Annotated in this window: 11 protein-coding genes; 2 read left to right on the forward strand and 9 right to left on the reverse strand. The window is 68.3% G+C overall.

All coding sequences use genetic code 11. The features are described 5' to 3' along the window. Nucleotides 1–7 precede the first annotated feature (7 nt). The 5 genes from ACTIF2_RS19970 to ACTIF2_RS19990 form a co-directional block, all read right to left on the reverse strand. The gene (locus ACTIF2_RS19970) at nt 8–1,327 is read right to left on the reverse strand and encodes a hydantoinase/carbamoylase family amidase (protein ID WP_439498865.1); all 1,320 of its coding nucleotides are present in this window, start codon (nt 1,325–1,327) and stop codon (nt 8–10) included. Between the two features lie 2 nt (nt 1,328–1,329). Next, nucleotides 1,330–2,280, reverse strand: a complete 951-nt coding sequence (locus ACTIF2_RS19975; protein ID WP_439498866.1) for an agmatinase — start codon at nt 2,278–2,280, stop codon at nt 1,330–1,332. A 15-nt stretch (nt 2,281–2,295) separates the two neighbouring features. After that, nucleotides 2,296–3,687: an amidohydrolase family protein gene (locus ACTIF2_RS19980; RefSeq protein ID WP_439498867.1), complete on the reverse strand. Its 1,392-nt coding sequence runs from the start codon at nt 3,685–3,687 to the stop codon at nt 2,296–2,298. 118 nt (nt 3,688–3,805) lie between these two features. After that, nucleotides 3,806–4,705, reverse strand: a complete 900-nt coding sequence (locus tag ACTIF2_RS19985) for a LysR family transcriptional regulator (protein ID WP_439498868.1) — start codon at nt 4,703–4,705, stop codon at nt 3,806–3,808. Nucleotides 4,706–4,813: 108 nt separating this feature from the next. After that, nucleotides 4,814–6,535 (reverse strand): ankyrin repeat domain-containing protein, encoded by a 1,722-nt coding sequence (locus ACTIF2_RS19990; protein ID WP_439498869.1) that lies wholly within the window; start codon nt 6,533–6,535, stop codon nt 4,814–4,816. Between the two features lie 264 nt (nt 6,536–6,799). Here ACTIF2_RS19990 and tenA point away from each other — a divergent pair, with 264 nt between their 5' ends. Then, nucleotides 6,800–7,462, forward strand: coding sequence for a thiaminase II (gene tenA / locus ACTIF2_RS19995; protein WP_439498870.1), 663 nt, complete (start codon nt 6,800–6,802; stop codon nt 7,460–7,462). 16 nt (nt 7,463–7,478) lie between these two features. Here the strand turns inward: tenA and ACTIF2_RS20000 are convergent, their stop codons facing one another. The 4 genes from ACTIF2_RS20000 to ACTIF2_RS20015 form a co-directional block, all read right to left on the reverse strand. Next, on the reverse strand, nt 7,479–7,766 hold the full coding sequence (locus ACTIF2_RS20000) for an I78 family peptidase inhibitor (RefSeq protein WP_439498871.1): 288 nt from the start codon (nt 7,764–7,766) through the stop codon (nt 7,479–7,481). A gap of 91 nt (nt 7,767–7,857) precedes the next feature. Continuing rightward, on the reverse strand, nt 7,858–8,595 hold the full coding sequence (fhuF, locus tag ACTIF2_RS20005) for a siderophore-iron reductase FhuF (protein WP_439498872.1): 738 nt from the start codon (nt 8,593–8,595) through the stop codon (nt 7,858–7,860). Then, nucleotides 8,592–9,839 (reverse strand): MFS transporter, encoded by a 1,248-nt coding sequence (locus ACTIF2_RS20010; RefSeq protein WP_439498873.1) that lies wholly within the window; start codon nt 9,837–9,839, stop codon nt 8,592–8,594. Before ACTIF2_RS20010 ends, fhuF begins: the two co-directional genes overlap by 4 nt. 26 nt (nt 9,840–9,865) lie before the next feature. After that, nucleotides 9,866–11,968 carry a TonB-dependent siderophore receptor gene (locus ACTIF2_RS20015; protein ID WP_439498874.1) on the reverse strand — a complete coding sequence of 701 codons (2,103 nt, stop codon included), beginning with the start codon at nt 11,966–11,968 and terminating at the stop codon, nt 9,866–9,868. 363 nt (nt 11,969–12,331) lie between these two features. On the opposite strand from ACTIF2_RS20015, the gene ACTIF2_RS20020 reads away from it, so the two are divergent. Beyond that, the gene (locus ACTIF2_RS20020) at nt 12,332–13,036 is read left to right on the forward strand and encodes a glutathione S-transferase N-terminal domain-containing protein (RefSeq protein WP_439498875.1); all 705 of its coding nucleotides are present in this window, start codon (nt 12,332–12,334) and stop codon (nt 13,034–13,036) included. Nucleotides 13,037–13,129 lie beyond the last annotated feature (93 nt).

A 13,129-nucleotide genomic window follows, 5' to 3' on the forward strand; every position in this document is an offset into this window, starting at 1 on the left:
CCAGATCCTATGTCGCGTTACCGGCGACCCAATCCGCCATCACGGTGCAGGCATCGAGGAAATCGTCGATGTCCATGCGCTCGTCGGGGTTGTGGCTGCCATTCTCGTTGCGGATGAAGAGCATCGCGGTCGGCACGCCGGCCGCCGCGAAGGCCGCCGAATCATGCGAGGCCGGGCTGCCGAGCGGCATCGCCCGGATGCCGAGCCGCTGCGCCGATCCGGTCAGCCCCGCGAAAATCGCCTGGTCGACCGGACCGACCGCGGCGGAAGCCCGCGCGCCGAAATCGAAGCTGACGCGCTTGTCGCGCTCGATGCGCGCCACGATCGCCGGCAGGCGCGCTTCGATCCCGGCCAGCACCGCGGCGTCGTAAGCCCGCACGTCGAGGCTGAAATGGAAGGCGCCCGGCACCGTCGTCATGCCATGCTTGCGCGTGTCGGTATGGAAGCGCCCGAAGGTGATCGCGATCGGGATGCCGGCAGCCTCGTGCTCGGCCCAGATCGCGTCCAGCGCGGTCGCGAAGGCGGCGGCCGCCATCGCGGCGTCGCGGCGGAAGCGCCGGGGCGTGCCGACATGGTCATGGCGCCCGGTGACAGCGACATTCGGGAAGCGGAAATTGCCGGGGATGCCGGTGCAGATCGCGATCGGATAGCCGGCCTCGACCAGGCTCGGCGCCTGCTCGATATGCACCTCCAGGAAGGCACGGATTCGGTCGGGATCGAGAAAGCGCTCGCCGCGGCGCAGGCTCTCGGGGTCGCCGCCGCAGGTGGCGATATGGTCAGCCAGCGAGCGGCCGGTATCGATCCGCCGGTTGTCGAGGGTGGCGGCGGGCAGCGTCGCCAGCGCCCCGCGGCTGCCGACATAGGAGACCTCGAACCAGACGCTCTCTTCGGCGCGCACGCCCATCACGGTGAGGTCGCATTGCGGCTTCACGCCGAGCTGGCGCAGGGCCGCGATCACCACCAGCCCCGCGACGACGCCGGCCGCGCCATCGAAATTGCCGCCATTCGGCACGCTGTCGAGATGCGAGCCCATCAGGATGCGCGGGCGCGTCCGGTCCTCTCCCGCCCAGCTCGCATAGGTGTTCGCCGCCGCGTCGCGCTGCAGCTCGAGGCCCGCGTCCTGCGCGGCCTTAGCGAAGACGGCATGGCCGAAATTCTCGCCGTCGCCATAGGTGTCGCGCATGATGCCGGGGTCGCCCCGGCTGCCCTCGTCCAGGCGCGCGAACAGGGCGAGCGCCATTTCGCGCTGCGCAGCGATCGCCCGCTTCAGCGCCTCGGCCGCGAGCGGCGCTTCCGCCTTCGTCGCGCCTGCGGGTGAGGACGACAAGCTCATCTGTCGAAATAGCCGGCCCGCACGGCCGCGCCGATCATGTTGACGACCAGCCGGCCGGCGGTGATGCAGGTGATCTGGTTGACGTCGCTGCGGGGCGTGATCTCGACCACGTCCATGCCGACGACGCGGCCCTTCGCGACCAGTCCGTGGATCAGCTTGCGCGCTTGGTCGAAGGTGACGCCGCCGGGGCAGGGGCCGGCGACGCCGGGCGCGATCGCCGGATCCATGCCGTCGAGATCGATGGTGAGATAATAGCGACCGCCATCGGGAATGCGCGCGAGCACGGCCTCCATGCCGTTGTCATGGACCTCATAGGCGCTGACGAGATGGGCGCCATAGGCCCGCGCCGCCTCGACCTCCTCGATGCGGGCGCTGCCCGTGGCGCGCAGGCCGATCTGAAAAATCTCGCCGACATGGTCCATCTCGGAGGCGCGGCGGATCGGGCTCGAATAGCCCTGCGTGACGCCGTTGACCTCCTGGCGCCAGTCGAGATGCTGGTCGATCTGGACGAGGGTGATCGGGCCGTCGCCGTCGAGCCCGCGCAGCACCGGGATCGGTACGCCATGGTCGCCGCCGAGCACGATCGGCATGGCGCCGGCTGCCCGGATCTTGCGGATCGCGGCCTCGGCCTTGCGGTAATGCGCCCCGAGGTCGCGGAAATCGCCGATGATGTCGCCGCAATCGACGGTGCGGATCGGCCTGCCGTCATAGAGCGGCCCGCCGACGTCGAAATCATAGCGCTCGATCGAGCGCGTGATGCGGTCGGTGGCGCGGCGCATCGCGGCCGGCATGTTGGTCTGGTCGTTGACGATCTCGGCGAAGCTGTAGGCGTCGCCATAGGGGATGCCGAGGAAGGCGATATCGGCTTCCAGCTTGTCGAGATCGGTTGCGAGCTCGGAATAGAGGAAGGTGGCGTGGCCGGTCTTGGGGGCGCTGGTCAGGGTCATCGGGTGGGTCCGGTGTCAGTTGCGCCAGCGAAGCTCGCCGGGCGGAGGGGCGATGTCGGGATTGTCGGCGATCATCCGTTCCCAGACGCGCTGGGTGACGGCATCGGCCTCGTCGAGCAGGGCCTCTTCGTCGACGGTCAGGACCTTGCCGTCGCGCATGACGAATTCGCCGTCGACGATGACGGAATGGACGAGGCCGGGATGGCCGTAATGGACGATGTTGGAGAGCAGGCGAATGATCGGGCGCATCGCCGGAGCGCGCAGGTCGATCACGGTGAGGTCGGCCTTCATCCCGGGCGCGATGGCGCCGATGTCGCCGGCGGCGCCGACGCTCGCTGCGGCGTCGCGGGTGACCATGTCGAGCACCTCCTGCGGCGAGGGCGAGGTGCCGTTCTCCTTGTCGCGGCCGCGGCCGGTGCGATGCACGATCGAGCCGATCGCCATCGCCTGGAACATGTCCTCGCTCATGTTGTCGGTGCCGATCGCGACCCGCACGCCGGCATCGCGGATCCAGCCGATCGGGACCTTGTGCAGGCCGCGCCGGCTGGAGCTCGCCGGGCAATGGGCGAGCATCACGCCGCGCTCGGCCAGCAGCGCGACATCGTCCTTGGTGCAATAGGTCCAGTGGGCCGAGGTCAGGTCGGGGCCGAGAAAGCCCTCGCGGTCGAGATAGGCGGCCGGCGTCAGCCCATAGCGCTGGTGGAGCGAGGTGACCTCGCCGGGGCTTTGCGCGAGATGGCAGGTGCGCGTCAGGCGATGCTTGCCGGCCAGCTCCAGCAGCTTGCCCAGCATGGCGGGCGAGCAGTTGTCGGGGGCATGCGCCGCGACCTGGCAGTTGACGCGGCCATCGCGCGCGCCATGCCAGGTCTCGATCAGGGCCGTGGCGCGGTCCAGGAAGGCCTGGCCGAAACTCTCGTCCACCGTATAGTCGCCGAAGCGGATCTTGCGGGTGTCGATATCGGCGCAGGATTCCGAGAGCCAGAGGCGCAGGCCCGTATCGGCCATGGCCGCGGCATAGGTCACGACATGGCGGAAGGGGTCGACCAGGGTGGTGGTGCCGCTGCGGATCGCCTCCAGGCAGCCGAGCGCAGCCATGACCCCGCGCTCATGCTCGCTCATCGTGTAGGAGATCGGCGACATGTAGCGGTAGATGATCTCGCCGCTCCAGTCCTCGACCGTGCCGCGCAACGAGGTCAGCACGGTGTGGGTATGGGCGTTGATCAGGCCGGGAAGGACGGCGAGCCCGCGCCCCGACATGCGCGGCAGCGCCGGATAGGCGCGCTCGAGCTCGGCCGTCGCGCCGACGGCGACGATGCGGTCGGCAGCGATGGCCACGGCGGCATTGTCGAGGACGCGGCGTTCGCCGTCGCAGGTGACGACCGTCGCATCGGTGATCAGCAGATCCATAGTCGGGTCCGGCTCCAAGGATGCCTGGACAGTGAAATGGAACCGTGAGGCCGGCAACGCCGGCGCCTATGCTTTATCGGGAACAGCCATAACCGGAGCGAATAGTCGCCAGTCGACGCTAGGCGAGCTTCTCCGCGACCTCGCTCGCGACCTGGCGCACCTCGCGCAGGAACGCCTCGGCGGCACGCGAGAGCGGCCGCTTATGCGAGCGCACGACGGAAGCGGCCACGCAGCTCGCCGGCTCGAACGGCCGCGTCGCCAGCTTGAAATGGCCGGCGAAATGCGGCGAGAGCGGATCGACGACGGCGACCCCGACGCCGGCTTCGGCGAGGACGCAGGCGGTGTTGCAATAGCGGACCTCGACCGAGAACTCGAAGGGCTCGCCGGCCTTGTCGAAGGCCTGGCGCAGCAAGGTGCCCATCTTCGTGCCGCGCTCCAGCGCGATGAAGGGAAAGCCGCGCAGGTCGGAGGGCACGATCCGCTGCTTCTGGGCGAGCGGATGGTCGGGCCGCATCACGCAGACCATGTTCTCGGCGAAGAAGACTTCCGAATCCAGGCCGCGATGGTCGCCGAGGCCGAGCACGAAGCCGAGCTCGGCCGAGCCGCTGTCGACCGCGTCGATCACCGTCTCGAAGCGGCGGATGTCGAAGAAGACCCGCATGTTGGGGCGTTTCGCCAGGAAGAGCTGAAGCGCAGGCGGGATCACGCTGTAGCCCAGCGGCGGCGTCGCGATCAGCCGGACATGGCCGGCGCGGTTCTCCTTGAGATCCTGCACGCGGGTCGCGAAAGCCGCCTGCATGGCGAAGAGCGGATCGGAATCCTGATAGAGCGCGCGCGCCTCCTCGGTCGGGAAGAGCCGGTTATTGACCCGCTCGAACAGCGGGAAGCCGAGCTGGGTCTCGAGATGCTTGATCGCGTTGCTGACGGCGGGCTGCGACAGGCCGAGTTCTTGCGCGGCGCGTACCGTGGTCTCGCAGCGGACCACGGCCCGCAGCAACTCGATCTGGCGAAGGTTCATGACACGCAGCTTGCGGCAGGGGAGACCAAACGGCAAGCAAGCGCCGTGCCGTGAAGAGGGCAGCGAACAGTCCTCGACCCGGCACGGCCACGAGATTGGGCGATCGGCTCAGGCTGCCTGCCCGTCCCCGTCCAGCAACGAGGCCGTGCCGAACAGCCCCTGCTTGCGCGCAGCCTCGGCCGGCGTCAGGCCGGCTGAGTTGCGGGCCTTGGCATCGGCTCCCGCCGCGAGCAGCGTCTCCGCGACCTCGATCGCGTTCTCGTCGTCGTCCGGCAAGGTGAACAAGGGCGGTTCGCCGGTGCGGGTCGCAGCGTTGGCCAGGCCGGGATTCTGCGCCAGCAGAGCGTCCAGGCGTGGCAGGCTCGCCGACCGGCACAGGCCGCAAATGTCTTCGCTCACCGTCGACAGATAGCTCGTCACCTCGTCGGCCCCGTTGTGATGGGCCCAGCCAAGCGGCGTCGAGCCGAAGCGCCGCTCGACCGGGTCGATCGCGGCGCCGGCTGAGATCAGCAGGGCGGCGATCTCCGTCTGGCCGGAGCCTGCGGCCTCATGCAGGGGGCGGACGCCGTCCCGCGTCTCGGCATCGGGCGAGACGCCGAGTGCGAGCGCCAGTTCGGCGATGTCGCCGCGGCCCTGGCGGATCGCGATGTTGAGCGGCGCGGGATCGAGCCGATAGTCCGGCTGGCCGGCAAGAAGCTGCCGGGCCGCAGCCTCGTTTCCACTCGCGATGGCCGAGACGAAGGCCTCATGGCCGGTCAGCTCCGGCTTCGGAGCGCCATGGCTGGTCAGGAGGTCGACGAGATCCTCGCGGCCGTTGACCATCGCCTGTTTCACGACGCTCTGCTTCGAATAGGAATTCGTCGTCTCGGCGCGCGCGCCATGCGCCAGCAGCCATTCGGCGCGCCTCGGCTGAAGCGGCACCGCATTTCCGAGCAGATAATCGAGCGCCGGCCCGTTCAGTTCGCGCACCGGCCCGCGCCATCTCGCCGTCTCTCCGCGCTTGTCCGTCTCGTCCCAGAGCAGTTGCAGCCAGAAGGTGTCATCGGCGCCGAGCGAGGTGTTGTAGAGAGCCGGGCCGTCCAGGGGATCGGCGCCATTCTCAATCAGCAGATGCGCGAGGGCTTCGGCTTGCGGGTGCGGCGGCTGGCTGCTTTCACCGCCGCCGATCACGCCGGTCAGCACGGTGAAATGACTGGAGCCGTCGCTCCAGAAATCGCTCGCTGAGGCGCCATGCTCCAGCAGAAGCCGGGCGATGCCGAGCATGTTTGCGTCATTCGCATCGGCTGGCATGCGCGTATAGGCAAGCCGCAGGAGCGGCGTCCAGCCGTCGAAGCCGCTGACATGGCGCGCCAGCGTGGCGTCCGTCTCCAGCTGTCTCCGAACCGCCTCGATATCAGAGGCGGCGACGGCGGTATGGATGCTGTCGCCCGCGATCTCCGGGTGACGGGTGAGGATGCGCCGGGCTGTCGCCCCGCGTGCCGGCCGGTCGGCCTCGTACTCGCCCCAGATCTGGGTGCCGGGCGCGACGCCGTAGCGGAGCGCCGATTTCTCGAGGAAGAGCGTGACGCGCTCGGCATGTCCGCGCGCCGCGATCTCGCGGTCGGCCAGGTCCTGTTTCAACCCGGCCCAGCTCGTGGCACCGTATTCCCGGCTGAGCGCGTGCTGGACCTCGCGCAGGCCGGGCCTGCCGGGATGGTTCGGGAAACCGCTGCGGAAGCGTGCGAGGGCAGGGGGATCGCCTGCCTCGATCTCCTTCAGCCAGCGCTTGGCCTGGCGGCGAAGGTTTTCGAGCGTGGTCTGGGGCGTGAGCTTGCGTGTCGTGAACGACATGGGGAGCGTCCTTCCGAAGATGCCTGATGTCCGCTTCGCAGGCCGGAAGAAGGCTTCGAAGATGATACGGTCTGACCGAATGGGTGGGAGCAGGCTCCCTTGCCGCGGACTGGAGGCGCCCCAAGCGCACTATCGGCAACAGAAATTCAGGCGGGTCGAAAAGTCAATCTGGACGAGGCCGCCGGGCTTGACGGCCGCCCACCGCTCGGTGACAGCCATCCACCGCCTTGGGCGGTTATCGGGATCTGGGCAGCGAGGACCGGGATGGACATTTTCGAGCGTCTGAAGGCGGCCGCGCCGGTCGAGTGGGCGAGCTATGTCGACCATGCCTTCGTCCGGCAGATGGGCGCCGGCACGCTGCCGCAGGCGGCCTTCCGCACCTATCTCGTGCAGGACTACCTGTTCCTGATCCAGTTCGCCCGCGCCTATGCGCTTGCGGTCTACAAGGGCAGGACGCTCGCCGACATGCGGGCGGCGCAGGCCGGATTGTCGGCGATCCTCGATGTCGAGATGGATCTGCATGTCCGGCTCTGCGGCCGTTGGGGGCTTTCCCCCGAGCAGATCGAGGCCGCGCCGGAGCATCAGGCCACCATCGCCTATACCCGCTTCGTGCTCGATTGCGGCATGTCGGGCGACCTGCTCGACCTGCATGTGGCGCTGGCGCCCTGCGTCATCGGCTATGCCGAGATCGGCCGGACGCTGGCTTCAGACAATCCGGCCGCGCTCGCCGGGCATCCCTATGCGGACTGGATCGGCGAATATGCCGGGGACGCCTATCAGGAGGTGGCCGCCGGGGCGCGCCGCCATCTCGACGACCTTGCGGCCCGGGCGATGACGGAGCGGCGTTTCAGCGAGCTCGCGGCGCTCTTCGCCAAGGCCGCACGGCTGGAGGCGGATTTCTGGCAGATGGCGTTGGACGGCGGCTGAACGCGGTCCTCGCGGCTCAGCCGCAGGACGCCCTCACGATCTTGCCCGAGGCATCGACCTCGATCGTCACGCGCCGCTCGTTCAGGTCCATCGTGACGGGGTCGCCGGGCGCGATCCGGCGCACGATCGCGGCGCCGGTCAGGCGCTTGACCTCGGCCTCGCTCGGGGCCGCCTGTCCAGTGAGCGCCTTCGCCCCCGCGGGCGAGCACGGGCCGCCCTGGGCATTGGCGGGCTGATCCGTCGCCGTGCAGGCGGCGAGCGCCAGCACCGCCAGGGCGGCTGACAGGCATGGTAGCTTGGCCATGGAACGTTCCTCCCTCGTTGCGAGCGGGTCGCCAAAACTGACCGACAACACTGGGCCTACAACCTTGGCGGGATGAGGGCGCGCGGCCTCTTCAGCTATGCGCGGGTCTGACGGCGCGGTTCGCTTCCGGAAGCGGGCAGAGACTGCCGCAATCCGCCACCCCCGGCAGCAGGTAGCGCAGGCAGCAGATCTTTCGCCGCCGCGTCGGCTGGCCGGCCAGCAGCGGGTAGCAGACCGCGCCGCACATCGGGTTGCGTCGCCCGGTGGCGTCGGTCTGCGCCGCGAGCAGCGCGCGCCCCTCGCGCAGGGCGTCGGGATGAACCGTGCTTGCGGCCGCGACCTGTTCGAGACTCCACTCGAAGATGGCTGTCGCGTTGATCCAGAGAAGGCGCGGCGAGACGCCGAAATGGCTGGCGAAATGGCGGATCAGCGGTGCGACATGGCCATCGAACAGGCGCGAGAAGCGGTCGCTGCCGGCCTCGCGCGGCTTGCCGTCATCGGGGACGACCAGCGCAGCCGTCCGGCCTTCCTCATGCGGTGCGATCCTGATCTGCGCGAGATCGATGGGCAGGTCGCGATCGAGCACGAGGATCGCGGCCGTGGTCGGGATGATGAGCGCGCCGAAATGCCATTGCGTCCACATCGAGACGACGGCGTGCCGGTCGCCGCCGCGATGGGTCTGCGCGAAGCGCGACATCAGGCGGTCGGCGGCGCCGCCTTCGAGCAGGTCGGTCCCGGCGATGGCGTCGCCATGAGCGCCCGGCAAGGCGAGCTTGTCGCCGTAATAGGCGAGCGCGTCGGGGAAGCAGGGCGCCAGCGCGGGGATCATGGGCCGGTCGCGAGGCCGGGCTCTGTTTCCGGCTCGCGCCTTGCGCGCACAGCGTGCCGGCTCAGCAACCAGGCGGCCGGCGCTGCGATCATCGCGCCAAGGGCGGCGAGCGCAAAGCAGGTGCCATAGCCGAAATGCTGCGAGACCCAGCCGGCACTGACCCCACCAGCCATGCTGACCAGCGCGTCCATGCATTGCAGCAGCGTGAAATCCACACCGGCCTGGCGCGGGTCCGAGAGCGCCATGAACTGGGCATAGAGCGCGACGAAGCCGAGTGCCATCAGGCCTGACGAGCTCGTCAGGCCCAGCGCGAGCAGGACGCTGCGGGGCGCTGCGCCATGCCATGCCGCGGCGGCGAGGCCCGCCAGCGCCAGGGCCTGCAGGACGAGCGCGAGCACCATGACGACGGGCGCGCCCCACAGGCGCACGAGCGCGCCGCCGAGCAGCGCGCAGCCGAAGCCGACTGCCATGCCGCCGAGCCCGTTGACGATGCCGAGCGAGGCCAGGTCGAGGCCGGAATCGATCAGGAAGGGCCCCAGCATGGCCACGCCCCATTTCTGCGCCACGACATAGATCGCGGCGAGCGCCAGGCCGATCCGCATGTCCTTGCGGCGTAGCGCCTGGCCCAGCGAGGGCTGGTGCGTGCGTGAGCCGGGCGAGGGCGGGGCCGGCGACAAGATGAAGGGCAGGGCCAGCGCCACGAGGAGAGCGGCCATCGCCAGCGTCGCCCAGCGCCAGTCCAGCCCGGCGACGAGCACGAGAAACAGGCCGGAACCGAGCGCCGAGCCGAGATAGGCGCCGCCGACCTGCGCGGCATTGCCCCAGCCGTGATGGCGCTCGGACAAGGTTTCGACCGCGTGCCCGTCGCAGGCGATATCGCCGGTCGAGGCCGCAAACGCGATGATCACGAAGACGGCGATGAGCGGCACGAGGCTCGTCGGGCCGATCAGGCTGGCGAGGCAAAGCCCGAGCGCCGAGAGCAAGGTCGTGACGAGGACGATCGAGCGTGAGCGGCTCTGTCCCACGGGAGGGAGCCGGTAACGCTCAATCGCGGGGGCCCAGAGGAATTTCAGGGCCCAGGGCAGGACCGCGAGATAGGTCAGGCCGATCTGGTCGAGCGGCAGGCCGCGATCGCGCAGCACGCTCGGCAGGGCGATGAAGGTCAGCCCGCCAATGATGCTTTGGCCGACATAGAGCCCGCCGATCGCGAGCACGATCGCGGCGGGCGACGCGAACCCGCGCATGGCGGCCACGTCGGAGCCGGTCGCGCTCACCAGCGGTAGCGCAGGCTGGCGATGACCTTGCGGCCCTCGTCGAAATAGCAGAACCCGGCGGTGCAGTTCTGGGTGACCTCGTCGAGCAGGTTGGTGGCGCTGACCTGCACGCGCATGCCCTTGAGCTGCGGGTTGAGGTTTTCCAGATCGTAGCGGATCGAGGCGTCGACGAAGGTGCGGGCCTTGTTGTCGAGCACGGCGCGGTTGAGGTTGTCGCCGAGGCTGGAGCCGACATAGCGCACGCCGCCGCCGACGCCGAGCCCCTTCGCCGCGCCCTGCTGGACCGTATAGTCGAGCCAGACCGAGGCCATGTGGTAGGGCACGCTGGTCAGGCGGTTGCCGGTCGTCTCGGGCGTCAGTTTCTTGATGCGGGCATCGTTGTAGGAATAGGAGGCCTGGATGCTGAGGCCGCTCGCCAGCGAGGCGACGCCCTCGATCTCGAAGCCGCTGGAACGCAGGTCGAGCTGGACCTGCCGGTTGAGGCCGTTGACGACCTCGTAGACCACGGCGTTCTCCTGCCGGATATTGAAGACGGCGGCGCGCAGCGAGGCGTTGTAGCCCGGCAGGTCGTATTTCACGCCGGCCTCGACCTGCTCGCCCGCCGTCGGCACGGCGACGCCGCCATTCAGCACCGTGCCGGGATTGGGCACGAAGGAGCTGCCATAAGCGACATAGGGAACGAGGCCGAAATCGGTGACATAGCTCAGCGCAGCGCGGCCGGTGAACTTGCCGTCCTTGCGCTTGCTCTCGGTCGGCACGTCGCCGGCCGCTCCGGCCTCGAACTTGCTGTCGAGCCAGTCATGGCGGATGCCGGCGGTCAGGCGCCAGTTCTGCCATTTAATCTGATCCTGAAGGTAGGCGCCGACCATGGTCTGGGTTTGCGCCGTCCGCCACAGGAAGGGCGGAGCATAGCCCAGCGGCACGCCGCCATAGGCTTCCTTGCTCTTGTAGCTGAGATGGCTGACGTCGATCCCGGCCAGGAGGGTGTGGTCGAGCGCGCCGGTCCGGAACCGGCTTTCCAGCGAGGTGTCGATCGAGAGGCCTTGCGTGTTCTCCCGCGTCAGGCCAGGCGTTCCGACATAGACATATTCCTGGTTGCCGCCGAGCTTCGAATAGCGCGCGCGCTGGCGCAGCGTGAAGACCTCGTCGAACTTGTGCTCGAACTCGTAGCCGAGCCGCGCCTGCTGCTGGCGGAAATCGTTGTAGCGCCGGTCGCCGCCGAAGACGCGGCTGGCGCCGATCGACTTGGTCAGGACATTGCCCTGCGCGTCGACATAGGGGCCGTATTCATTGATGTAGGCCGCCGTGCCGCCGGTGGTCGAATCCATGTATTCGCCGAGGATGGTCAGCTTGGTCGCCTCGGTCGGCTTCCAGGTCAGGGCCGGCGCGATGAAGACGCGGTCGTCCTTGATGGCGCTGACCTCGGTTCGCGCATCGCGCAGTAGGCCGGTCAGCCGGTAGAGCAGCGTGCCGTCGGCGTCGACCGGGCCGGACAGGTCGAAATTGGTCTGCTTGCGTCCGAAGGAGCCGGCCTGGACCTCGATCTCGCGGAAGGGCGTCTCGGTCGGCCGCTTCGAGATCAGGTCGACGATGCCGCCCGTGCTGCTGGCACCATAGACCGAGGCGGACGGCCCCCTCAGGATCGAGATCGCTTCCAAGCCATAGGGTTCGAGGCGGAACAGGCCGTTGGGGCTGCCGATCTGGCGCAGGCCGTCGCGGAAGACGGCGTTCTGGGTCACGTCGATGCCGCGGATCGTGAAGGCGTCGTAGCGCGGATCGAAGCCATAGGTGCCGACGCGGGCGCCCGGCGTGTAGGACAGGGCTTCGAGCAGGGACTGGGGCTTGCGCTGCTCGAGCTGCGTCTGCGTCACGGTCGAGATCGATTGCGGCGTCTCGACGAGCGGCGTGTCGGTCTTGGTGCCGCTCCGGCCCGAGGTCGCGACATAGCCGTTGGTCGTGATCACGCCGGTCGTTTCGTTGCGCCCTTCGACCACGACCTCCTCCAGCCTGATCGGCGCCGGATCGCGCGATTGCGCGAAGCCCGAATGCGTGGTCAGGGCAAGCGTAGAGGACGCCAACAGGACGAAGCGCAGATTCACGATAGAAGACTTTCTCAAAAGGCAGTGAGCGCGGCCTATCAGTGCCTGATTATATCTGTCAATACATTCTACCTTTTAGTTATTACAAAGAAAGCAAAAGTAATTACATCGCATGTGGCAAATACAAAATGGAATACTTTCTATACAAGACTCACACCATGAGGGCGTTACGTCAGTCAAGTATTGGAGCGGGCGTGAGCGCGCGACGGGCTGCCATGCGTTGGGGCGTTGGCAGCGACCCCTGCGGACCCCACCGGCTGCCACGCTCACGAGCCAGCGAGCGGGGTTTGCAACAGGTGCCGAGTGATGGGTAAGGGTAGGCCTGAGCGCAGGCGCGCCGTTCCGATCACCACGGAGTCCCGGATGACCGATCTTTCCGCCTTCCCGATCACCAAAAGCTGGCCGGCCCGGCATCCCGACAGGATCCAGCTCTATTCGCTGCCGACGCCGAACGGGGTGAAGGTCTCGATCATGCTGGAGGAGACGGGCCTGCCCTACGAGCCGCATATGATCGATATCGGCAAGAACGAGACCTGGACGCCGGAATTCCTGTCGCTCAACCCGAACGGCAAGATTCCGGCGATCATCGATCCCGACGGTCCCGGCGGAAAGCCGCTCGGCCTGTTCGAATCCGGCGCGATCCTGCTCTATCTCGCCGAGAAGACCGGCAAGTTCCTGCCCGCCGATGCGGCGCTGCGCTACGAGACCATCCAGTGGGTGTTCTTCCAGATGGCGGCGGTCGGCCCGATGTTCGGGCAGCTCGGCTTCTTCCATAAGTTCGCTGGCCGCGAATACGAGGACAAGCGCCCGCGCGACCGCTACGCGGCCGAGAGCAAGCGGCTCCTTGGCGTGCTCGAAACCCGGCTGGAAGGCCGCGACTGGATCATGGGCAGCGACTACACCATCGCCGACATCGCGCTGCTCGGCTGGGTGCGCAACCTCAACGGCTTCTACGCCGCCGGCGAGCTCGTCGACTATGCCGGCCTGAAGCGCGTGCCGGCTTGGCTGGAGCGCGGCCTGGCGCGGCCGGCGGTGCAGCGCGGCCTGGAGATCCCGAAGCGGCCCTGAGGGCGCCGCCCTTCGTCATTGCGAGGAGCGGAGCGACGAAGCAATCCAGAGGCCGCCGAGCGAGCCCTTCTGGATTGCTTCGCTGACGCTCGC

Source organism: Allobosea sp. (genome assembly GCF_051860145.1).
Lineage (GTDB): Bacteria > Pseudomonadota > Alphaproteobacteria > Rhizobiales > Beijerinckiaceae > Allobosea.